The organism is Actinomadura sp. NEAU-AAG7 (assembly GCF_018603865.1).
Lineage (GTDB): Bacteria > Actinomycetota > Actinomycetes > Streptosporangiales > Streptosporangiaceae > Spirillospora > Spirillospora litoris.
In genome coordinates this window covers 737,491-758,357 of sequence record NZ_JAHFZY010000002.1, presented here as the reverse complement: position 1 = coordinate 758,357, position 20,867 = coordinate 737,491, and the positions used below count along the sequence as shown (strand labels likewise).

Sequence of the window (20,867 nt, the reverse complement as noted above, 5' to 3'; positions counted from 1 at the left end):
GCCCACCGTGATCGGACACACCGACAACGCCATCGAGATCGACGCGCCCGTCCCCTTCGTCTTCGCGCGGACCAACGACGTGCGGAGCTGGCCGGAGCTGTTCAGCGAGTACGCCAAGGCCGAGATCCTGGAGGAGGGGACGGACTCGGTCACCTTCCGCCTCACCATGCACCCGGACGAGCAGGGCCGCGAGTGGGCCTGGGTGTCGACCCGGGCCTGGGACACGAGCACCTGGACCGTCCGGTCCCGGCGGGTCGAGAAGGGCCCGTTCGAGTTCATGAACATCACCTGGACGTTCGAGGAGCTGGCGCCCGACCGCACCCGCATGCGCTGGGTGCAGGACTTCGAGATGAAGGAGGGCGCGCCGCTGGACACCGCCGGGATGACCGAGCGGATCAACGCCAACACCGCCGTCCAGATGGATCTGATCAAGGACAGGCTGGAGCGGCGGCGCCGGACGGTCGTCGGCTTCCACGACGTGCCCGCCAACCGGCGGCGCGGCGGCGACCTGCGCGCGATGGTGTCGCCCGCGACGTCGGGCTCGACGTCCGGGTTCTGCGGGGCGGTGCGGCTCGCGCCGGGCGAGAAGGTCACCGAGCACTACCACCCCTACTCCGAGGAGTACCTGTTCGTCGCGACCGGCGAGTTGCGGGTCGAACTGGACGGCGAGCCGATGGCGGTCGGCGCCGAGCAGGCGCTGCTGATCCCGCGCGACGTCCGGCACCGGCTCGTGAACGAGGGGGACGCGGAGGTCCTCGCGGTGTTCCAGCTCAGCCCGCTCGCGCCGCGGCCGGAGCTCGGCCACGTCGACACCGAGGAGTACCCCGGGGAGGCGTCGTGAGGCGCGTCGCGGTCACCGGGATCGGGGTCGTCGCGCCCGGCGGCCCGTCCCGCGAGGAGTTCTGGCAGCGGATCGTGGACGGCAAGCCCGCGATCCGGCGGATCAGCGCGTTCGAGCCGTCCGGCTACCGGTCGCAGATCGCCGCCGAGATCGACTTCGACCCGGCCCGGTACGGGCTGACGCCGCGTGAGACGCGGCGGATGGACCGGTTCGTCCAGTTCGCGGTGGCCTGTGCGGACGAGGCGCTCGCCGACTCCGGGATCGAGCCGGCGGACCGGGACCGGGTCGGGGTGTCGCTCGGCTCCGCCGTCGGCGCGACGATCACACTGGAGGACGAGTACGTGGTCGCGAGCGACCACGGCCGCGACTGGGTCGTCGACCACCGGCACGCGATGCCGTTCCTGTACCAGGCGCTCGTGCCGTCCAGCGCGGCGGCGGAGCTGTCGGTCCGCTACGGGGCGCGCGGCCCGGCGGCGGTCGTGTCGACCGGCTGCACGTCCGGGATCGACGCGCTCGGGCACGCCCTCCAGCTCATCCAGGACGACGAGGCCGACGTGATGATCGCCGGGGCGGCCGACGCGCCGATCTCCCCGATCACGGTCGCGTGCTTCGACGCGATCCGGGCGACGACCCCGTCCAACGACGACCCGGAGCAGGCGTCCCGCCCGTTCGACAACGACCGCCGGGGCTTCGTGCTCGGCGAGGGCGCCGCCGTCCTCGTGCTGGAGGAGCTGGAGCACGCGCGGGCGCGCGGCGCGGACATCTACTGCGAGGTCAGCGGGTACGCGGCCCGCGCCAACGGGTTCCATATGACGGGTCTGCGCCCGGACGGGTTCGAGCTCGGCGTGGCGATCGCCGACGCGCTCGACCAGGCGACGCTGAACCCCGACGACATCGGCTACATCAGCGCGCACGGCTCGGGCACCAAGCAGAACGACCGGCACGAGACCGCCGCCTACAAGCGCGCGCTCGGCGACGCCGCCCGGGACGTGCCGATCAGCTCGATCAAGTCGGTGGTCGGGCACTCGCTCGGCGCGATCGGCTCCATCGAGATGGCGGCGTGCGCGCTGGTCATCGACCGGGGCGTGATCCCGCCGACCGCGAACCTGCACACCCCCGACCCCGAATGCGACCTCGACTACACGCCGCTCGTGGCGCGGGAGGCCCGCGTCGACCACGTCCTGTCGGCGGGCAGCGGGTTCGGCGGGTTCCAGTCCGCGCTGGTGTTCAGCCGGGCGGGGGCGTCATGAGCCCGCGCCGCGCCGTCATCACCGGGCTCGGGGTCGTCGCGCCGACCGGCATCGGCGTCACCGGGCACTGGGAGGCGACGCTGGCGGGCGAGTGCCGGATCTCGCCCGTCCGCGACTTCGACGCCTCCGCGCTGCCGGTGCGCCTCGCCGGGCAGGTGGACGGGTTCGAGCCCGCGGAGTTCGTCGAGAACCGGCTCGCCGTCCAGACCGACCGGTGGACCTGGCTGGCCCTCGCCGCCACCCAGCTCGGGTTCGTGGACGCCGCGCTCGACCCGGCGAAGGAGGACCCGTTCCAGCTCTCGGTCGTGACGGCGAGCGCGTCCGGCGGCAACGCCTTCGGGCAGCGGGAGATCCAGGCGCTGTGGCAGGAGGGCCCGCGCCAGGTCAGCGCCTACCAGTCGATCGGCTGGTTCTACGCGGCGAGCAGCGGCCAGATCTCGATCAGGCACAAGCTGAAGGGCGCCTGCGGGGTGCTGGTCGCCGACGCGGCGGGGGCGGTGGAGGCGCTCGCGTCGGCCCGCCGCCAGATCGGCCGGGGGCTCGCGGCGGTCGTGACCGGCGGCACCGAGGCGCCGCTGTCGCCGTACGCGCTGGCCTGCCAGACGAGCCAGGGGACGCTGAGCGGCGAGACCGACCCGGCCCGCGCGTACCGTCCGTTCGCCGGCGACGCGACCGGCCACGTGCCGGGGGAGGGCGGCGCGATCCTCGTCGTCGAGGAGCTGGCGCACGCGCGCCGGCGCGGCGCCCCGCAGGTCTACGCGGAGGTCGCGGGCACCGCTTCCACCCACGACGCCTTCCACGTCACCGACACCGCGCCCGACCACACGCAGCTCGCGCGGGCGATCCGGCTGGCGCTCGAACGCGCGGGCGCCGGGCCGGGCGACATCGGCGCCGTCTTCGCCGACGGCGCCGGGGTCCCGGCCCTCGACCGGCTGGAGGCCGCCGCGCTCCGCGAGGTGTTCGGGGCCCGGGGGGTGCCGGTGGCGGTGCCGAAGACCATGACCGGACGGCTGTGCTCCGGCGGCGCGGCCCTCGACCTGGCCTGGGCCGCGCAGGCGCTGAGCACCGGGATCATCCCGCCGTCGGTGAACCTGGCCGGGCGGGACGACCTCGACCTGGTCACCGGGCCGAGGGAGGCGCCGGGCCTCACCGCCGCACTCGTGGTGGCGCGCGGTGCCGGAGGCTTCAACTCGGCGGCCGTCCTGAGGAGGTTCGATGCGTGACACGCAGGCCCGTCACCGGTGGATGGCCGTCGGCTCGGCGCTGCTGCTCGCGCTCCCGCTCGCGGGGGGCGGCGACGCCGAGGCCGAGACGCCTCCGGCCCATGCAGAGGGGGCGCTCCCGAGCGGCGCGACGTGGGTCATGGACGTCCCGTCCGGCTGGAACGGCACCGTCCTGCTCTACAGCCACGGCTACGTCGCCGAGGGGCAGCCGAACCCGGCGCGCAACGCCTCCACCGACGCCGTCCGCGACGCCGCGCTCGCCCGCGGCTACGCGCTGATCGGCTCGTCCTACTCCCGGACGGGCTGGGCGGTCGGCGAGGCCGTCCCCGACCAGCTCGCCACCCTGGAGGAGTTCACCCGCCGCTTCGGCGCGGCGCGCCGTGAGATCGCGTGGGGCACGTCCTACGGCGGCCTCGTCACCACGGCGCTGGCGGAGCGGCACGGCGACCGCTTCGACGGGACCCTCGCGCTGTGCGGCCTGCAACAGGGCGGCGTCGCCCACTTCAACGCCCTGCTCGACACCACCCACGCGGTGAAGACGCTCATCGGCGGGCTCGACGACGTGCCGCTGACCGGCGTGCCCGACCAGGCGACCGCGACGCGCTGGGCGGGCCGGGTGACCGAGGCGCTGCGCCGGGCGCAGGAGACCCCGGAGGGGCGCGCCCGCGTGTCCCTGGCGGCGGCCCTGTACAACCTGCCGTCCTGGCCGGGGCCGATGGTGCCCGAGCCCGCGCCGGACGACTACGACACCTGGGAGGTCAACCAGCACCGGCACATGGTGGGCCCGTTCTTCAACGTCGCCTACACGTGGCGGGCGGAGGCCGAGGCGCGCGCCGGGGGCAACGTCTCCTGGAACCGCGGCGTCGACTACCGCTCGCTCCTCGCCGCGTCGTCCGACCGGAAGGAGGTCGAGGCGCTCTACGGCAAGACGGGCCTGTCCCTGCGCGCCGACCTGCGGGCGCTGAACGCGGGGGCCCGGGTGGCGCCCGAGCCGTCGGCGGTGGCGAACCTGGCGCGCACCGGCCTCTTCAGGGGGAGCCTGCGGGCGCCGATGCTGACCGTCCACACGACGGGCGACGGCGTGGTGCCGATCCAGGTGCAGAACAGGTACCGGCGCCTCGTCGGCGACGGCGCGCTGCTCGGCCAGGCGTACGTCCGGCGGGCGGGCCACTGCGCCTTCACCGCCGGCGAGGTGCTGGCGGCGCTCGGGGCCCTGGAGGCGCGGCTGGACGGGCGGACCTGGTCGCTCGACCCCGCCGCGCTCAACCGGGCCGCGCGGGACATCGACCCGGCCGCGCCCGCGTTCACCCCCGCCGCTCCCGGCCCCTACCTGCGTCCCTTCGACGCCCCGCACCACCCGGACGGAAAGGGAGGCTCGTGATGCGGTTGACGGTGTTCGGCGCGACGGGCGGCATCGGCGGGCCGTTCGTCCGCCAGGCGCTCGACGCGGGCCACGAGGTCACGGCGGTGGTGCGCGGCGACCCGGCGGCCCTCATCGACGGGATGCGGGAGCGCGCGGGCCGGTTCATCGCGGTCCGGGCCGACGTCATGGACCCGGTCGGGGTCGAGCCCCACATCGCCGGCCGCGACGCCGTCGTCTCCGTCCTCGGCTCGCCCGGCCGGGGGCCGTCCACGGTCCGCGTGGAGGGCGCCCGGAGCGTGACGGCGGCGATGGGGAAGGCCGACGTGCGACGCCTCGTGATCGTGAGCACGAGCGCCGCGTTCACCGAGGTGAAGGACGACCCGTTCGCGCGGCTCGTCGTCAAGCCCCTCGTGCGCCGAATCCTCAAGCACCCCTTCGCCGACGCGCGCGGGATGGAGCGGGTCGTCCGCGAGTCCGACCTCGACTGGACGATCGTCCGGTCGCCCCGGCTCACGGGCGGCGGGCTCACCCGCGACTACCGGATGGGCGTGGACGGGGGACTGCGGGGCGCCTACCGCATCTCCCGCGCGGACCTCGCCGACTGCCTGATCGGGATCATCGACGATCCCGACTTCCACCGGGCGACGGTGTCGCCCGGGTACTGACCCGCCCGCTCCTCGGCGCGCTCCCTCGTGAGCAGCCGGCGCCCTTGGTCCTCGTTCCGCCCGTGAGGACCAAGGGCGCTGCCGGGCGCGGGGGGCAGTTCCGGGGTCAGTTCCGCTTGGCCTGGCCGATCACGCCGCAGGCGAAGCGTCCGCCCGCGTCGCCCGTGGCGAGGGACGCGGCGTCCGGCCCCTTCTTGCCGTCGGCGGTGGTGTAGCGGTCGGGGATGTTGGCCTGGTTGTCGGGCAGCGCGTGGATGATGATCGCGCTGCCGTCGGCGTCCAGCAGGTGCTTGGCCTGGAAGCGGTCGGTGACGGTCTCACCGGACCCGCGCCCGTTCTCGTCGACCAGCAGCGTCGGCAGGTCGCCCGAGTGCGAGGGGTGGGTGTGGGTGGAGTCGAGGTTCAGGTGGCCGCCCGCGGTGAAGAACGGGCTGACCTTGCCGGTGTTCGGGTCGACGGCCTCGGGGTCGCACTTGCCGGTCGTGTGGACGTGGAAGCCGTGGAAGCCGGGCGGCAGGTTCCACGCCCGGACCGTCAGCCTCTCGTGGGTGGGGCCCTGGTCGGCGACGGTGAGCGCGCCGACCACGTTGCCCTTGGCGTCGCGGATCTGGGCGGTGAGGGCGCGGTGGCCGCCGTCGGTGGCGGCGTTGACGGCGGCCGATACCGCCACCGTCCCCGCGAGCCCGCCGACCGTGGCCAGCACCGTGAGATGGGCGACCGAAAGGATCTTCTTCATTCCGTCCCTTTCCGGATGGGCGGGCAACGGGGGCAAGGCACCCGCCGGGGCCCTTGGTAGCGCGGCAGGCCCTGCGGCGCAAGGGTTCCGGCGAACCGGGCAGGCAAGGAACAAGGATTGGCAGCGACGGTCAGAACGCAGGTGAAGGGGTCTGGTCTTATCCAAGAATTAATAGGAAACTTACCTATCGGATCGGCCCCACCCCTGTCCCCGCCAAACGGGAGCCACGATGTCCGTCAGGACCCACCCCACGTCCCACGCCCCCCGCACAGCCTCCCATCCCGCCCCCTACGTCCTCGCCGTAGGACGGTTGTTCCTGGCCTGGATCTTCCTCTGGGCCTTCCTCGACAAGCTCTTCGGCTTCGGCAAGCCGACCAAGTCCGGCTGGCTGGACGGGACCTCCCCGTCCAAGGGCTTCCTCAGCCACACCGAAGGCCCCTTCAAGGGCATGTTCCACGCCATGGCAGGTCAGACCTGGGTCGACGCGGCCTTCGTGTTCGGTCTCGGCGGCCTCGGGATCGCGCTGACCCTCGGCATCGGCCTGCGCATCGCCGCGGCGGGTGGAACGCTCCTGCTCCTCAACCTGTGGGCCGCCTCGCTGTGGCCCGAGGCCAACCCGTTCATGGACGAGCACTGGATCTACGCGGCGCTGCTCGTCGCGGCCGCGTACGCCAACGCCGGCGACGTCCTCGGCCTCGGGGGCCCCTGGTCCCGGACGGCCCTCGTCCGCCGCTACCCGTTCCTGCGCTGAGGCCGACTCCCCGCGCTGATATTCAGCGCTGAGCCACCCTCACGGCGGGCCATCGTAATGGCCGGTCCGAAAAAGGCGACCCGCCGTGAGGGGACAGCGACAGATGACCTCGCGCGCAAGCGCGGTATTCCCTTTCAGAAAGGCCCCGGCTTCAGGAAGGTCCCTGATCGACCCGGGGAAGACGGCCGAGGGTGGCCGCGTACTCCGCCACCAGCTCCCCGACGATCTCCGCCGCCGGAAGGATCTCCTTCACCAGGCCCGCCGACTGCCCGGCCTCGACCTTGCCCCGCACGACGTCTCCCTCGAACGCCGCCATCCGCAGCGTGGACGCGGCGAACACGGCGCGCCGCAGGTCCAGCTCCGCGCCGGTGCGCTCCAGCTCGCCCATCCGGTCGGCGAACTCGTTGGCCAGCAGCCGGATCATGCCGAGCTGGTGGCCGACCGTCCGGGTGTCGCCGACCCCGGCCGCGAGGACGGCCTCCTTGTAGGCGGGATGCAGGTTCGACTCCACGCTCGCGAGGAACCGGGTGCCGAACTGCGCGCCGTCCGCGCCGAGCGACAGCGCCGCCGCGAGGCCCGCGCCGTCGGCGAAGCCGCCCGAGGCGACGATCGGGACGCCGGGCGCCGACCGCACCACCGACCGCACCATGACCAGCGTGGAGACCAGCGCGGCGGGCGGATGGCCGCCCGCCTCCGCGCCCACGACGACGAGCCCGTCCACCCCGGCGGCGACGGCCTTGGCGGCGTGCTCCTCGCCCGCGACGACGTGCAGGCAGGTCGTCCCGAGGTCCTTGAACCGCGGCAGGTAGCGCTTCGGGCCGCCCTGCGAGGCGATCAGGATCGGCACCCGCCGCTCGCACAGCAGGTCGATGACCTCGTCCACGCCCTTGCGGTACAGCGGCAGGTTCACCGCGTACGGGCGGTCGGTGCCCGCCTCGACCTCGTCGATGGCGCGCTCCAGGTCGGGCAGCCGCATCGGCCCGGCGGCGATCACGCCGAGCCCGCCCGCGCGCGAGACCGCGAGCGGCAGCGCCGAGCCCGACGAGGCCCACGACATCCCGGCCTGGACGATCGGCAGGTCGGTCCCGAGGAGCCGGGTGAGCGGCGTGTCGATCCTCACCCGTCCTCCAGCAGCTTGCGCGCGTGCTCGGCGAGGTGCCGCTTCTGCACCTTCGAGCTGGCCGTCATGCCGAACTCCTCGAAGCCCGCGACGACCCGCAGGTGGCGGGGCGCCTTGAACCCGGCGAGCCGCTCGCGCGCCCAGCCGAGGATCTCCTCCGGCTCGGCCTCGCGGCCCTCGGTGAGGACGACGAACGCGAACGGCACCTCGATCAGCCGCGCGTCGGGCACGCCGACCACCGCCGCCTGCTTGATCTTCGGATGGCGGTGCAGGCAGTCCTCCACCTCGGTCGGGGAGACGTTCTCGCCGCCGACCCGGATCAGGTCCTTGGCGCGGCCGACGAACTCCAGCCGCCCGTCCGGGCCGAGCCGTCCGAGGTCGCCGGTGGACAGCCAGCCGCCGGGGGAGAGGGCGGCGGCCGTCTCGTCGGGCATCTCGAAGTAGCCCTTCATGACGTTCCAGCCGCGCACGAGGATCTCCCCGACCCCGCCGGCCGGCACCTCGCGACCGGTCTCGGGGTCGCGCAGCCGCACCTCGACGCCGGGCTCGGGCAGCATCCGCCCGGACGCCCGCACGTCCTCGGGCTCCCACCAGGCCGACTGCGCCACGTTCGGGGACGCCTCCGACAACCCGTACCCGACGACGCACTCGGTGGCGCCCAGCTCGTCGATGATCCGCCGGACGATCCCGGGCGACGCCGCCGCCCACGCGCCGCGCAGGTTCAGCCTCCGTCCCGGACGGTCCGGATGGTCGAGCAGCATCAGCGCGATCGTGTCGTTGCCGGAGAAGTGCGTGCAGCGCTCGGCCTCCATCAGCCGCAGCGCCTCGCCGGCCTCGAACCGGTCCATGGTCACGAGCGTCGTGACGTGCTGGAGGCACGCCAGCACCGACAGCGTGCTGCCCGCCGCGTGGAAGAACGGCCGCGCGCTGTGGAACCGGTCGCCCGCGCGCAGCCCGAGCCGCGCGCCGGAGAAGAACGCGTCCGCGCACATGTTGCGGTGCGTCAGCAGGACGCCTTTCGGATAGGACGTCGTGCCGGAGGTGTACTGGATCAGCAGCACGTCGCCGGGCGCCGAGCACGGCTCGACGGGCGGCGCGTCCGCGGCGAGGAAGTCCTCCCACGACCGCGCGGCGGACGGCACGTCCGCGCCGAGCACGACCACGTCCCTCAGGTCGGGCAGCGCCGGGTCAGGCAGGGCCTTGTCGACGCCGGGGCAGATCCGCCGCAGCATCGCGGTGAACTCGCTGCTGAGGAACCGGTCGGCGGTGAACAGCAGCGTCGCGCGGGACTGCCGCAGCACGTAGGCGATCTCGTCGGCCCGCAGCCGGGTGTTGACCGGCACGGTCACCGCGCCGAGCGAGCCGATCGCGACGAACAGCGACACCCAGCGTGGACCGTTCCCGAGGCAGACCGCGACATGGTCGCCCCGGCCGACGCCGGCGGCGGCCAGCGCCGCGCGGACGGCCGCGACCTCCGCGTCCAGCTCCGCGTAGGTGATGTTCCCCTGCGCGGAGACGACCGCCTGGACGTCCGCGCCCACGGCCGCCGCGCGCCGCAGCGCCGCGTCGGCGGTCAGCGGGCAGATCGCCTCCAGGTTCACCGGCCCTCCCTCTTCCCAGTCTGGTCTTCCGAGGAGGGACGACCCTCCGCACCCCCCGGAAGGGCCTGTTCTCCCGAGGGGGGACGACCCCCCACACCCCCCGGAAGAGCCTGTTTCTCCGAGGGGGGACGACCCCCCACACCCCCCGGAAAAGCCTGTTCTCCCGAGGCCGGACGGATCGACCCGTCGAACGCGCTGACCCCGGCGCGCCAGGCGCCGTCGGCCAGGCAGCGCTCGATCGCGGCCATCTCGATCCTGATGCCGTTGGCGAGGTCGGTCTCCGCGCCGAGGTCGATCGCCTGCTTGGTGAGGGCCATCGCGAGCGGCGGCGCGTCCGCGATCGTCCGCGCGAGCCGCTCCCCGGCCTCGGCCAGCTCCGCCGCCGGGACGATCCGCGCGACCAGCCCCACCGCCGCGGCCTCCTCGGCGCCCATCGTCCGGGAGGTGAACAGCAGCTCCTTCGCGCGGCGCTTGCCGATCACCCGCTGGAGCCGCTGCGTCGCGCCGACCGTGCCCCAGTGCGGCTCGGGGAACCGGAACGTGGCGTCGTCGGAGGCCACCACGAAGTCGCAGGACATGGCGATCTCCCCGCCCGACCCGACGACCGGGCCCTGCACCAGCGCGACCACCGGCTTGGAGCAGCGCTCGATCGCCTCGTAGGCGGCGAAGGAGGCGAGCCGCCGCGAGCGCACCCACGCCTCGTCCCGCCCCTTGCGCTCGCGCAGGTCGGCGCCCGCGCAGAACGCGGGCCCGTTCGCGCGCAGCAGGACGGCGCGGACGTCCGGGTCGGCGTCCAGCTCGGCGAACGTCTCGCGCAGCCGGTGGCACATCGGGAGGTTCAGCGCGTTGCGCGCGGCCGGCCGGTTCAGCACGACGTGCGCCACGCCGTCCTCCCGGCGCACCAGCACGGGATCGTCGTCCCTCTCGTCGGCACTGCCAGCGGACATGCTCAAATCGTCCCTTCGTCGCGAAGCCGGGAGATCTCCGCCTCGCCGAGCCCGAGCAGCTCGCCGAGCACGGCGGCGGTGTCGGAGCCGAGCAGCGGCGGCGCGGCGGGCTTCGGATCGTCGTAGCCGTCGATGCGCAGCGGGGTGCGCAGCGCCGGAAAGCGGCCCTCGACGGGGTGGTCGAAGTGCCGGACCATGCCGCGTTCCACGGTGTGGGGGTCGGCGAGCGTCTCCCGCACCGAGTTCACCTCGCCGGCGGGCACGCCCGCCGCGCGCAGCGCCGTGGCCAGCTCGTCGCGCCGCCACCCCGCGAACGCCTCGGTGAGGGCCGCGGTCACGTGGGCGCGCCGGGCGACGCGTCCGGCGTTGGTGGCGAGGCCGGGGTCGCCCGCCAGCTCGTCCAGGCCGAGGACCTTGCACAGCGGGCGCCAGTGGTGGTCGCTGCCGCTGATGTGCAGCCACCGGCCGTCCGCGCACTCGAACGCGGCCGACGGCACGCGCCCCGGGTGCCCGGTGCCGGTGCGCACCGGGTCCTCGTCCAGCGCGAACAGCCGCGCCGCGGCCACCGCGAGCAGGCTGACCTGCACGTCCATCATCGCGAGATCGGCGTGCCCGCCGCGCCCCGAGGCGTCGCGCCCGGCCAGCCCGGCGAGCGCGGCGATCACGATCCACAGCCCCGAGGTCAGGTCGGCGACCGGGACGCCCGCCTTGGCGGGCGGCGTGTCCGGGTGGCCGGTCAGCGCCATGACGCCCGACAGCGCCTGGAAGATCGTGTCGTAGCCCTTGCGGTCGGAGTAGGGCCCGGTCTGGCCGAAGCCCGTCCCCGACACATACACCAGGCGCGGGTTCTCCTTCGCCAGCGCCTCGTAGCCGAGCCCGCGCCGCTCCATCGCGCCGGGCAGGAAGTTCTCGACCAGGACGTCGGCCTGCCGGGCGAGCCCCCGCGCGATCTCCTGCCCCCGGGGGGAGGACAGGTCGAGCGTGATGGAGCGCTTGCCCCGGTTGAAGGCGAAGAAGTAGGCGCTCTCCCCGCCGGGGAGCTTCGGCTCGAACAGCCGCGACTCGTCCCCGCCGCCGGGCCGCTCCACCTTGATCACCTCGGCGCCGAGGTCGGCGAGGATCTGGGTGGCCATGGGCCCGGCGAGCACCCGGGAGAAGTCCAGTACGCGAATCCCGTCCAGTGGCCTCACGGGCGGAACCCGCGCATGATCGCGTTCACGTCCGCGCCGGTGCGCATGGCCTCCTCGAACGGCAGGTCGGCGACCCGGTAGAACAGCGCCTTGGCCGCGATCATCGCGTCGGCGTTCACCTCGGCCCAGCCGGTCGCGATCTCCAGCGCCGCCTCGACCTCCTCGCCCGGCTCGACGACCCGGTTGGCGATGCCGTACTCGGCCAGCTCCGCCGCGCTCAGGATCCGGCCGGTGCTGACCAGCTCGAAGGCGAGCTTGCGGCCGAAGTGCCGCTGCAACCCGGTCATCACGACCGCCGGGACCAGCGAGTGCCGCAGCTCGGGGTAGCCGAGCCTGGTGTCGGACGCGGCGACCATCATGTCGCAGCCGATCGCCAGGCCCGCGCCGCCGCCCATCGCGTGCCCGCGCACGGCGGAGACCACCGGCTTGGTGAGCTGCTGCGGGAGCATCTGGCTGCGCATCGTCAGCTCCGCGCGCTGGACGACCGCGCCCTGGTCGGCGGGCGTCAGGTCCTTGAACTCGGTCAGGTCGGCGCCCGCGCAGAACGCGCGCCCCGTCCCGGTCAGCACGACCGCGCGGACGGCGCCGTCGGCGTCGGCCGCCTGGAGCGCCGCGAGCAGCGCGGCGGTCAGTTCGGTGTTCAGCGCGTTCAGCTTGGCGGGACGGTTCAGCCGAAGCACACGGACGGCGCCGTGGTCCTCGGTGACCAGCACGTCGGTCGACGTTTCACGCGTGAGCATCCTGGAACTCCTTCCGGCCGGCCGGGCCGAACCCGGCGCGGGCGACCATGCTGTAGAGGGTCCGGCCGAGCGCCTCCTCGCACATCCGGGACGCGGCCATGACCTTGTCGAGGTCGAGCCCGGTGTCCACCCCCTCGGACTCCAGCAGGTTCACCAGGTCCTCGGTGCAGACGTTCCCCGTCATGCCCTCCCCGTACTGGATGCGGGCGGGGTGGCCGCCCACCCCGCCCAGGGAGCTGTCGAAGTCGCGGCACCCGGCCTCCAGCGCCGCCACGCAGTTGGCGATGCCCGAGCCCCGGGTGTTGTGGAAGTGCGCCACGACCGGGATGTCGGGCCGGGCCGACGACACCCGCTGGAACAGGGACCTCACCGCGCTCGGCGTGGCGAGGCCGGTGGTGTCGCCGAGCGTGACCATGTCCACGCCGAGGTCGGCGAAACGCGCCGCGTCCTCGGCGACGACGCCGGGGTCGACATATCCCTCGAACGGGCAGCCGAACGCGACCGAGACCACCCCGACCAGCCTGAACCGCCCGGCGGCGAGCCGCACCATCTCGGTGATCCTCGCCCACTGCCGTTCCCTGGTGGTGCGCATGTTGCGCTCGGTGTGCGACTCGCTCGCCGAGACCAGCAGGCTCAGCTCGTGCGCGCCGTGCCCGGCGTCGAGGTCGGCGAGGGCGCGCTCGACGGCGCGCGGGTTCGGGCAGGTCGCCTTGTACGACACGCCCGCCGGCCGGGGGAGCCCGGCCAGGACCTCGCTCGCGTCGGCGAACGCCGGGACCCGCCCGGGGTGGCTGTAGGAGGTCGCCTCGGCGCGGCGGAACCCCGCGTCGGCGAACGCGCCGATCAGGGCGATCTTGACGTCCGCCGGGACGTGCGTCTCCTCGTGCTGCAGGCCGTCACGGGCGAAGCATTCGCAGATCGTGACTCCGTCGGTCATGTACGGCCGCCCCTCCTGAAGTGTCGCCACACGGGTCATCACCTTGAGGGATACACGGCTGGTGTTGATGATGTCAACACCGCACGACGCGACGTGCGCGAGCGGTGACCGTCAGTGTTCGGCACGCTCCAGCGCGCGGCCCACGGCGGCCAGCTTGCGCAGCGCCGAGTCGAGGACTTCCTGCTCGTCAGGGCTGAGGCAGGCGAGAAAGGCCGCGTTGCGGTCGTTGGCGGCCGAGATCAGCCCGCGGTAGAGCGACTTCCCGCTGCGGGTCAGCGAGAGCTGCGTGGTGCGGCCGGGGCCGGGCTGGCGCTCCAGCAGGCCGCGCTCGGTCAGCTTGCCGACCACCCGGCTCATCTGCGCCTTGTCCAGCCCGGCGAGGCGGGCGAGCTGGTTGACGGTCTGCGGCTCGTCGGCGCCGAGCAGCGCGACCGTCCGCCATTCGTGCAGGCTGACGCCGTATTCGCGGCGGTAGCGGAGGGCGGCGCTGCGCGACAGCGCGTTCGCGACGCGGTGCAGCCGGTAGGACAACAGCTCCCGGATCGGCAGGAGTGCTGTCGTTTCGGCGGCGGGATCCGCGGAGCGGGCGGGATCTGCGTTCATGCGCCCACTGTAAAGCCGCGAATCGATACCGCGATAGGTGTTGACAAATACAACACTTGGTTCTCAGACTGCTGACCTGTACCGATCACCGTCGGTTGACCCGCATACCTGCCCACAGTACGAGGGAGGGCGCAATGCCCGCAGAGCCGTCCACCGCCACCCTGCTGATCGACGGGGAGTGGCGCACGGGGCCCGCCGCGTTCGAGGTGGTGGATCCGGCGACGCTGGAGGTCGTCGCGCACGCCGCCGACGCCGGCCCGGACGAGGCGCTCGCGGCGCTGGAGGCCGCCTGCGCGGCGTTCCCCGGCTGGCGCGCGACGGGCTCGGAGGACCGCGCCACGGCCCTGCGCGCCGCCGCCGCCGCGATCCGCGCCGCCGCCGGGCCGCTCGCCGAGCTGATGACCAGTGAGAACGGCAAGCCGCTGCACGAGGCGCGCGGCGAGGTCATGGGCAGCGCCCGGATGCTGGACTGGGCGGCCGAGGAGGGCCGCCGGGCCGACGGGCGGGTCACCCCGGGCAACCCGAACGGCCCCGGGCTGGTGCTGCGCACCCCGGTCGGCCCCGCCCTCGCGATCACCCCCTGGAACTTCCCCGCGAGCATGCTGGTCCGCAAGGTCGGCCTCGCGCTCGCCGCCGGCTGCCCGGTGATCGTCAAGCCCGCCGAGCAGACCCCGATGATCGGCACCGAGCTGGTGCGGATCATCAACGAGGCCGCCGCGCTGCCCGCCGGCGTGCTCCAGTCGATCACCACGACCCGCCCGGCCGAGGTCGTCGGCGCGCTGCTGGACGACCCGCGCCTGCGCAAGGTCAGCTTCACCGGCTCGACCGAGGTCGGGCTGAGCCTGATCCGCTCCACCGGGTCGCGGCTGCGCCGGACCTCGCTGGAGATGGGCGGGCACTCCCCGGCGGTCGTGTTCGACGACGCCGACCTGCCCGCCGCCGCCGCGGCCGTCAGCGCCGCCAAGTTCGCCAACGCGGGGCAGAGCTGCATCGCGATCAACCGCCTGTACGTCCAGCGCGGCGCGCTGGAGGCGTTCCTGCCGCTGCTGCTGGAGCGGGTCGCGGCGCTGCGCCCCGGGCACGGCGCCGACGAGGGCACGACGCTCGGCCCGCTGATCGACTTCGCCGGCCTCGACAAGGTCGAGCGGCACGTCACCGACGCCGTCAAGCGCGGCGCCGCGGTCGCCGCCGGAGGCCGCCGCTGGAGCGCCGAGGGCGCCGCGCGCCCCGGGCTGGCCGGCGCGTTCTACGAGCCGACCGTCCTGACCGGGGTGGACGACTCGATGCTGATCAGCTCGGAGGAGACGTTCGGGCCGGTACTGCCGATCTACGCCTTCGACGACGACGAGGACGCCCTGAACCGCGCCAACGCGAGCGAGTACGGGCTCGCCGCCTACGTCTTCGGCTCGGCCCTCGGCCGGGTCTGGCGGGCGGTGGAGGCCCTGGACTTCGGCATCGTCGCGGTCAACGACCCGGCGCCGGTGCGGCCCGAGCTGCCCTTCGGCGGCATGAAGAACAGCGGCCAGGAGCGCGAGGGCGGCAGCGAGGGCATCGACGCCTACCTGGAGACCAAGTCCGTTTCGGTGAAGCTGTGAGGACGGTGGCATGACGATGGAGCAGCAGGCCACCCGCGAGCGGGCGGGTGCGGCACAGGCGAGGGACCTCGCCGAGCGGGACGTCCGCACGATCGTCCACCCGCACAGCGTGATCGGGGAGCCGGCCGAGCCGCTCGTCCTCGACCGGGGCGAGGGTGCGCTGGTGTGGGATGTGCAGGGCCGCTCCTACATCGACGGCACCTGCGGGCTGTGGCAGTGCCCGGTCGGCCACGGCCGCCGCGAGCTGGCCGACGCCGCCGCCGAGCAGATCGCGAAGCTGGAGTTCTACTCCTCCTTCGGCGACTACTCCAACGAGCCGTCGATCAAGCTGGCCGAGAAGCTGCTGGAGCTGGCCCCCGCGGGCCTGCGGCGGGTGTTCTTCACCAACGGCGGCTCCGAGGGCAACGAGACGGCGATCAAGCTGGCGCGGCTCGCGCAGCACCACGCCGGGCACCCCGAGCGCACCATCGTGCTCGCCCGCTCGGCCGGGTACCACGGGATGGGCGGCGGCTCGCTCGCCGCGACCGGCATCGACCGGCTGCGGGAGGGCTACGGGCCGCTCGTCCCGGGCATCGAGTTCCTCGGCAAGCCGCACGCCGTCGCCGGGGACCCCGGCACGGCCGACCGGCTGATCGCCGAGTTGGAGGAGCGGATCGAGTCGATCGGCCCGGAGCGGATCGCCGCGTTCATCGGCGAGCCCGTCCTCGGCGTCGGCGGCATGGTCCCGCCCCCGGACGGCTACTGGCCGAGGGTGCAGGAGGTCCTGCGCAGGCACGGCATCCTGCTGATCGTCGACGAGATCGTCACCGCGTTCGGGCGCACCGGCCACTGGTTCGCCAGCGAGCGCTACGGCATCGAGCCCGACATGATCGTCACTGCGAAGGGCCTGTCCAGCGGATACATTCCAATGGGGGCCGTTCTCATCGGCCAGCGCGTGCTCGACCTTGCCGAAGGCGCGGCCTTCCTGCACGGCTTCACCTACAACGGCCATCCTGTCGGCGCCGCCGTCGCCCTCGCCAACATCGAGATCCTGCGGCGGGAAAATCTTCTAGAACGAGCCACCACGCTCGGTACGCGGCTGCTGGACGCGCTGCGACCCCTTGAGGAGCTCGACCACGTCCTTGAGGTCCGCGGCGTCGGGCTCATGCTCGGCATCGAGTTCACCGGGGGCGACACCTCCGGGGTGCAGGCCGGGGCGCGCGCCGAAGGCGTGATCGTCCGGGCCTCCGGCACCAGCATCGTCCTCTCTCCGCCTCTGGTCATCACCGAGGAGCAGGTGGATACCCTCGCGCGGGTCCTGAAAGAGCAGGTCAGGGCGGCGCACTAGTTAAAAATCCGTCGGGGACCACACCACCGAGCACTGGAGGAGACCGTGCGTCGGAACATAGGCATCAAGACCAGGGCCGCGGCCGCCGGTCTGGCCGTGACCATGGTCGCGGCATGCGGCATCGGCAACCCGTCGAAGAAGAGCGACGCGCTCACGTTCGTGTCGACCGGCAGCCCCTTCCAGGACTACCAGAACAAGGCGTGGGCCGAGCCGTTCACCGCCCAGACCGGGGTGAAGGTCCGCAACGACGGGCCGACCGACGAGGCGCGCATCAAGACGATGGTCGAGGCGCGCAAGGTGAGCTGGGACGTCGTCGACACCAGCGCCGCCGCCGCCGAGCAGTACTGCGGCAAGTACCTGGAGAAGCTCGACTTCTCCGTGATCGACAAGAACGTCTTCCCGCCGGACACCGTGGGGGACTGCGGCGTCCCGGCCTACAACTACAGCCTGATCTTCATGTACGACAAGCAGAAGTACAAGGACAACCCGCCCACCAAGATCGGTGACTTCTTCGACGTCCAGAAGTACCCCGGGCGGCGGATCGTCCCGCCGGAGATCGCGGTCGGCCTGCTGGAGGCGGCCCTGCTCGGCGACGGCGTCCAGGAGAAGCAGCTCTACCCGCTGGACCTGAACCGCGCGTTCCGCAAGCTCGACCCGATCAAGAAGTCGACCACGTTCGCGAAGACCTACGGCCAGCAGCAGCAGATGATGGTCGACCGCCAGGTCGACATGTCGCTGGTCCTGTCGGCCCGCGCCTACCAGTCGCTCAAGGCGGGCGCCCCGTTCGAGCCCGTCTTCGACAAGACGGTAGTGAACTGGGATGACCTGGTGGTGCCCAAGGGGGCTCCGAACAAGGAACAGGCGATGAAGTTCATCGCCTTCGCCTCCCGGAACGACCCGTCGGCGAAGCTGGCCGAGCTGGCCTCCGTCCAGCCGATCAACGAGAGCATCGTGCCGAAGTACGACCCGATCCAGCAGCGGGTCAACCCGTTCACGCCCGACCGCAAGCAGTCGATCGTCCGCTCGAACTCGCAGTGGTGGGGCAAGAACTTCGACGAGGTCACCAAGCGCTACACCACCTGGCTCGCGGGGTGAGGCATCCATGACGACCACGACGATCAAGGCTCGGTCGCAGGGACGCGAGGCGACGCGCCCTCGGGGGCGCGCGGCCTGGTTCGTCCTGCCGGCGACGGCGCTGTTGCTGGTGTTCTTCTTCTATCCGATCGCGACGATCGTGTGGCGCAGCCTCACCGAGCCCGACGCCGGGTTCGGGAACTACACGGCGCTGCTGCACGACGGCCTGTCGGTGAAGGTGCTCGTCAGGACGCTGGTCACCGCGCTCATCGTGGCCGCGACGACCCTGGTCATCGCCTACCCCTACGCGTACGCGATGACCAAGGTCCGCCCCCGGACCCGCGCGGTGCTGACGGTGATCGTCCTGCTGCCGTTCTGGACGTCGCTGATGGCCCGCAACTTCGCCTGGTACATGCTGGAGCAGCGCGGCGGCCCGATCGAGCGGTTCCTCGGCCTGATCGGCTTCGACGGCGTCGTGCTGCTCGGCACGGTCGCGGGCGTCACGGTGGCGATGGTGCAGGTGATGCTGCCGTTCATGGTGCTGCCGCTGTACAGCGCCATGGAGCAGATCGACCCCCGGCTGCTGGACGCGGCGGGCAGCCTCGGCGCCCCGCGCTGGCGGGCGTTCGGGCGGGTGTACGTCCCGCTGTCGGTGCCGGGCATGCTGTCGGGCTTCTCGCTGGTGTTCATCATGACGCTCGGCTTCTACATCACCCCGGCGCTGCTGGGGTCGCCGCAGAACTCGCTGATCTCGCAGGTGATCAGCGAGCGCGTCAGCAAGCTGCTGGACTTCGGCGGCGCGGGCGCGCTCGGCACCGTCCTGCTCGGCGTGACGCTGCTGGTGCTGTTCATCGTGTCGCGGTTCGGCGGACCGGCGAGGGCCCTCGGAGGGGCGGTGACCCATGACTGAGGCGACGGAGACCCGCGAGAGGGAACCGGTCAAGGCGCAGCGGGACGGCGGGATCGGCTGGGGCCTGCGGACGGCCGTCGGGCTGACCGCGCTGCTGCTGATCGCCCCGACCGTGGTGGTGATCCCGATGAGCTTCTCCGGGGCCACGACGTTCGAGTTCCCGCCGAAGTCCTGGTCGCTGCGCTGGTACAAGTCGTTCTTCGGCTCCGAGAAGTGGATGTACGCGCTTCTCACCTCGGTCCAGATCGGGCTGCTGGTCGCGGTGGCCGCGACGATCCTCGGGGTCGCGGTCGCGCTGGGGCTGACCCGGTCGCGCTTCCGCGGCCGCGGCGCCGTCCGGCAGCTGATGATGGCGCCGATGATCATGCCGGGGATCGTGGTCGCGATCGCGATCTACGGCGTGTTCATCCGCTGGCAGCTCAACGGCACCGCGATCGGCTTCGTGATCGCCCACACCGTCCTCGCGCTGCCGTTCGTGGTGACGGCGGTGTCCACCAGCCTCGCCGGGTACGACCGGACGCAGGACATCGCCGCCGCGACCCTCGGCGCCACCGCGTGGACGACGTTCTTCCGCATCACGGTGCCGCAGGTCCTGCCGGGCGTGCTGTCCGGTTTCGCCTTCGCGTTCGTCACCTCGCTCGACGAGGTCGTCGTCGCGCTGTTCCTGCAAACGCCCGACATCCAGACCCTGCCGGTGCAGATGTACAACTCCATCACCCTGGAAATCGACCCCACCATCGCTGCGGCGTCGAGCGTGATGGTGGTCGCGACCACCCTCGTGCTGCTCGTCCCGCAGCTCGTGCGCCGCGAGCGGAGGACACGATGAACCCCAACAGCCAGGAAGCCGCCCGCGGAATCCGCATCAAGGGGGTCTCCAAGCTCTACACCGGGACGTCGCACCCGGCGGTGGACGAGGTGTCGCTCGACATCGCCGACGGCGAGTTCATGACGTTCCTCGGCCCGTCCGGGTCGGGCAAGACGACGATGCTGTCGATGCTCGCCGGGTTCGTGTCGGTGTCGGCGGGGTCGATCGAGATCGACGGCCGCGACGTGTCCCGACTGAAGCCGCACAAGCGCGACCTCGGCGTGGTGTTCCAGCAGTACGCGCTGTTCCCGCACCTCAGCGTCACCAAGAACGTCGCGTTCCCGCTCCAGCAGCGCAAGACGCCCAAGGCCGAGATCGCCAGGCGGGTGGCCGAGACGCTCGACCTCGTCCACCTCGGCGACTACGCCGACCGGCTGCCCGGCCAGCTCTCGGGCGGCCAGCAGCAGCGGGTGGCGCTGGCCCGCGCGGTCGTCTACGAGCCCCGCGCCCTGCTGATGGACGAGCCGCTCGGCGCCCTCGACAAGCGGCTGCGCGACCAGCTCCAGCGGGAGATCGCGCGGATGCACCGCGAGCTCGGGATGACGTTCATCTTCGTCACCCACGACCAGCACGAGGCGCTGACGCTCTCCGACCGCATCGCGGTGTTCAACGAGGGCCGGATCGAGCAGGTCGGCAAGCCCGCCGACCTGTACGAGCGGCCGGAGACGCTGTTCGTCGCCGAGTTCCTCGGCGAGTCCACCGGGTTCCGGGGGACGGTCGACAAGGCCGCCGGGATCCTGCGCTGCGGCGGGCACGAGCTGCGGGCGCCGCGCCTGGACCCGGAGCTGGACCGGTGCGCGGGCGTCGCGGTCGTCCGTCCCGAGCGGCTGAAGCTGCACGTCGACGACACCGAGGTCCACGCCGAGCACAACCACATCGGCGCGACCGTCACCGAGATCGTCTATGTCGGCGACCGGCACCAGGTCGGGTTGAGGTTCGCCGACGGCACCAAGGGCCTCGCCTCGCACCCGGTCGGCTCCCCGCTGCCCGCGATGCCGGGCGAGGGCGTCACGGTGAGCTGGGACCCCCGGCACCAGGCGATCGTCCGCGACCACGCGGGCGGGCCCGCCGCGCCCGCCGCCGTCCCGGCCGGGGCGTGATCCGCCGCCCCTCCACCCGCACCGATCCG

General features: G+C 72.9%; 20 protein-coding genes. 12 read left to right on the top strand and 8 right to left on the bottom strand.

The genetic code is table 11. The features are described from left to right. Window positions 1–7: 7 nt before the first annotated feature. Genes KLI87_RS41500 through KLI87_RS12750 form a run of 5 tightly spaced genes read left to right on the top strand, consistent with a single transcriptional unit; the run spans window position 8 to window position 5,342 of the window. On the top strand, window positions 8–841 hold the full coding sequence (locus KLI87_RS41500; RefSeq protein ID WP_308165986.1) for a cupin domain-containing protein: 834 nt from the start codon (window positions 8–10) through the stop codon (window positions 839–841). After that, a complete protein-coding gene (locus KLI87_RS12765; protein ID WP_214617099.1) occupies window positions 838–2,091 on the top strand; it encodes a beta-ketoacyl synthase in 1,254 nt (417 codons plus the stop codon). The genes KLI87_RS41500 and KLI87_RS12765 overlap by 4 nt, the downstream gene beginning before the upstream one ends. Next, window positions 2,088–3,314 carry a beta-ketoacyl synthase N-terminal-like domain-containing protein gene (locus tag KLI87_RS12760; RefSeq protein WP_214617098.1) on the top strand — a complete coding sequence of 409 codons (1,227 nt, stop codon included), beginning with the start codon at window positions 2,088–2,090 and terminating at the stop codon, window positions 3,312–3,314. Before KLI87_RS12765 ends, KLI87_RS12760 begins: the two co-directional genes overlap by 4 nt. Next, window positions 3,307–4,695 carry a prolyl oligopeptidase family serine peptidase gene (locus KLI87_RS12755; RefSeq protein ID WP_214617097.1) on the top strand — a complete coding sequence of 463 codons (1,389 nt, stop codon included), beginning with the start codon at window positions 3,307–3,309 and terminating at the stop codon, window positions 4,693–4,695. The genes KLI87_RS12760 and KLI87_RS12755 overlap by 8 nt, the downstream gene beginning before the upstream one ends. Continuing rightward, window positions 4,695–5,342 carry an NAD(P)-dependent oxidoreductase gene (locus KLI87_RS12750; protein WP_214617096.1) on the top strand — a complete coding sequence of 216 codons (648 nt, stop codon included), beginning with the start codon at window positions 4,695–4,697 and terminating at the stop codon, window positions 5,340–5,342. The genes KLI87_RS12755 and KLI87_RS12750 overlap by 1 nt, the downstream gene beginning before the upstream one ends. 106 nt (window positions 5,343–5,448) lie before the next feature. Here the strand turns inward: KLI87_RS12750 and KLI87_RS12745 are convergent, their stop codons facing one another. Then, the gene (locus tag KLI87_RS12745; protein WP_156217656.1) at window positions 5,449–6,078 is read right to left on the bottom strand and encodes a superoxide dismutase family protein; all 630 of its coding nucleotides are present in this window, start codon (window positions 6,076–6,078) and stop codon (window positions 5,449–5,451) included. A 229-nt stretch (window positions 6,079–6,307) separates the two neighbouring features. On the opposite strand from KLI87_RS12745, the gene KLI87_RS12740 reads away from it, so the two are divergent. Then, window positions 6,308–6,829 (top strand): DoxX family membrane protein, encoded by a 522-nt coding sequence (locus tag KLI87_RS12740; protein WP_214617095.1) that lies wholly within the window; start codon window positions 6,308–6,310, stop codon window positions 6,827–6,829. Between the two features lie 151 nt (window positions 6,830–6,980). On the opposite strand, the gene KLI87_RS12735 is transcribed toward KLI87_RS12740, so the two are convergent. The 7 genes from KLI87_RS12735 to KLI87_RS12705 all read right to left on the bottom strand — a co-directional run bounded on the left by KLI87_RS12735 (window position 6,981) and on the right by KLI87_RS12705 (window position 13,967). Then, on the bottom strand, window positions 6,981–7,949 hold the full coding sequence (locus KLI87_RS12735; protein WP_214617094.1) for a nitronate monooxygenase family protein: 969 nt from the start codon (window positions 7,947–7,949) through the stop codon (window positions 6,981–6,983). Continuing rightward, the gene (locus tag KLI87_RS12730; protein WP_214617093.1) at window positions 7,946–9,550 is read right to left on the bottom strand and encodes an AMP-binding protein; all 1,605 of its coding nucleotides are present in this window, start codon (window positions 9,548–9,550) and stop codon (window positions 7,946–7,948) included. Before KLI87_RS12730 ends, KLI87_RS12735 begins: the two co-directional genes overlap by 4 nt. Beyond that, window positions 9,547–10,497, bottom strand: a complete 951-nt coding sequence (locus KLI87_RS12725; RefSeq protein ID WP_214617092.1) for an enoyl-CoA hydratase/isomerase family protein — start codon at window positions 10,495–10,497, stop codon at window positions 9,547–9,549. The genes KLI87_RS12730 and KLI87_RS12725 overlap by 4 nt, the downstream gene beginning before the upstream one ends. Before the next feature lie 2 nt (window positions 10,498–10,499). After that, on the bottom strand, window positions 10,500–11,687 hold the full coding sequence (locus tag KLI87_RS12720; RefSeq protein WP_214617091.1) for a CaiB/BaiF CoA-transferase family protein: 1,188 nt from the start codon (window positions 11,685–11,687) through the stop codon (window positions 10,500–10,502). Then, window positions 11,684–12,427: an enoyl-CoA hydratase/isomerase family protein gene (locus KLI87_RS12715; RefSeq protein WP_156217659.1), complete on the bottom strand. Its 744-nt coding sequence runs from the start codon at window positions 12,425–12,427 to the stop codon at window positions 11,684–11,686. Before KLI87_RS12715 ends, KLI87_RS12720 begins: the two co-directional genes overlap by 4 nt. Then, window positions 12,414–13,364, bottom strand: coding sequence for a hydroxymethylglutaryl-CoA lyase (locus tag KLI87_RS12710; RefSeq protein WP_156217660.1), 951 nt, complete (start codon window positions 13,362–13,364; stop codon window positions 12,414–12,416). Before KLI87_RS12710 ends, KLI87_RS12715 begins: the two co-directional genes overlap by 14 nt. A gap of 111 nt (window positions 13,365–13,475) precedes the next feature. Next, on the bottom strand, window positions 13,476–13,967 hold the full coding sequence (locus tag KLI87_RS12705) for a MarR family winged helix-turn-helix transcriptional regulator (protein ID WP_156217661.1): 492 nt from the start codon (window positions 13,965–13,967) through the stop codon (window positions 13,476–13,478). A gap of 134 nt (window positions 13,968–14,101) precedes the next feature. Here KLI87_RS12705 and KLI87_RS12700 point away from each other — a divergent pair, with 134 nt between their 5' ends. Genes KLI87_RS12700 through KLI87_RS12675 form a run of 6 tightly spaced genes read left to right on the top strand, consistent with a single transcriptional unit; the run spans window position 14,102 to window position 20,838 of the window. After that, window positions 14,102–15,562, top strand: a complete 1,461-nt coding sequence (locus KLI87_RS12700) for an aldehyde dehydrogenase family protein (protein ID WP_156217662.1) — start codon at window positions 14,102–14,104, stop codon at window positions 15,560–15,562. Window positions 15,563–15,572: 10 nt separating this feature from the next. Then, window positions 15,573–16,889 carry an aspartate aminotransferase family protein gene (locus KLI87_RS12695; RefSeq protein WP_214617090.1) on the top strand — a complete coding sequence of 439 codons (1,317 nt, stop codon included), beginning with the start codon at window positions 15,573–15,575 and terminating at the stop codon, window positions 16,887–16,889. Between the two features lie 45 nt (window positions 16,890–16,934). Continuing rightward, complete coding sequence (locus KLI87_RS12690) at window positions 16,935–17,984, top strand: ABC transporter substrate-binding protein (RefSeq protein WP_156217663.1); 1,050 nt, start codon at window positions 16,935–16,937, stop codon at window positions 17,982–17,984. A 7-nt stretch (window positions 17,985–17,991) separates the two neighbouring features. Beyond that, a complete protein-coding gene (locus tag KLI87_RS12685; RefSeq protein WP_156217664.1) occupies window positions 17,992–18,873 on the top strand; it encodes an ABC transporter permease in 882 nt (293 codons plus the stop codon). Next, window positions 18,866–19,699 (top strand): ABC transporter permease, encoded by an 834-nt coding sequence (locus tag KLI87_RS12680; RefSeq protein ID WP_156217665.1) that lies wholly within the window; start codon window positions 18,866–18,868, stop codon window positions 19,697–19,699. Before KLI87_RS12685 ends, KLI87_RS12680 begins: the two co-directional genes overlap by 8 nt. Continuing rightward, window positions 19,696–20,838 (top strand): ABC transporter ATP-binding protein, encoded by a 1,143-nt coding sequence (locus tag KLI87_RS12675; protein WP_156217666.1) that lies wholly within the window; start codon window positions 19,696–19,698, stop codon window positions 20,836–20,838. The genes KLI87_RS12680 and KLI87_RS12675 overlap by 4 nt, the downstream gene beginning before the upstream one ends. Window positions 20,839–20,867 lie beyond the last annotated feature (29 nt).

Bases quoted from the DNA above. Each gene is read 5' to 3' on its own strand.
- KLI87_RS12685 (WP_156217664.1), top strand. From the start codon at position 17,992: ATGACGACCACGACGATCAAGGCTCGGTCGCAGGGACGCGAGGCGACG.
- KLI87_RS12695 (WP_214617090.1), top strand. From the start codon at position 15,573: ATGACGATGGAGCAGCAGGCCACCCGCGAGCGGGCGGGTGCGGCACAG.
- KLI87_RS12760 (WP_214617098.1), top strand. From the start codon at position 2,088: ATGAGCCCGCGCCGCGCCGTCATCACCGGGCTCGGGGTCGTCGCGCCG.
- KLI87_RS12725 (WP_214617092.1), bottom strand. From the start codon at position 10,497: ATGTCCGCTGGCAGTGCCGACGAGAGGGACGACGATCCCGTGCTGGTG.
- KLI87_RS12755 (WP_214617097.1), top strand. From the start codon at position 3,307: ATGCGTGACACGCAGGCCCGTCACCGGTGGATGGCCGTCGGCTCGGCG.
- KLI87_RS12710 (WP_156217660.1), bottom strand. From the start codon at position 13,364: ATGACCGACGGAGTCACGATCTGCGAATGCTTCGCCCGTGACGGCCTG.
- KLI87_RS12680 (WP_156217665.1), top strand. From the start codon at position 18,866: ATGACTGAGGCGACGGAGACCCGCGAGAGGGAACCGGTCAAGGCGCAG.
- KLI87_RS12745 (WP_156217656.1), bottom strand. From the start codon at position 6,078: ATGAAGAAGATCCTTTCGGTCGCCCATCTCACGGTGCTGGCCACGGTC.
- KLI87_RS12715 (WP_156217659.1), bottom strand. From the start codon at position 12,427: ATGCTCACGCGTGAAACGTCGACCGACGTGCTGGTCACCGAGGACCAC.
- KLI87_RS12675 (WP_156217666.1), top strand. From the start codon at position 19,696: ATGAACCCCAACAGCCAGGAAGCCGCCCGCGGAATCCGCATCAAGGGG.
- KLI87_RS12700 (WP_156217662.1), top strand. From the start codon at position 14,102: ATGCCCGCAGAGCCGTCCACCGCCACCCTGCTGATCGACGGGGAGTGG.
- KLI87_RS12705 (WP_156217661.1), bottom strand. From the start codon at position 13,967: ATGAACGCAGATCCCGCCCGCTCCGCGGATCCCGCCGCCGAAACGACA.
- KLI87_RS12740 (WP_214617095.1), top strand. From the start codon at position 6,308: ATGTCCGTCAGGACCCACCCCACGTCCCACGCCCCCCGCACAGCCTCC.
- KLI87_RS12750 (WP_214617096.1), top strand. From the start codon at position 4,695: ATGCGGTTGACGGTGTTCGGCGCGACGGGCGGCATCGGCGGGCCGTTC.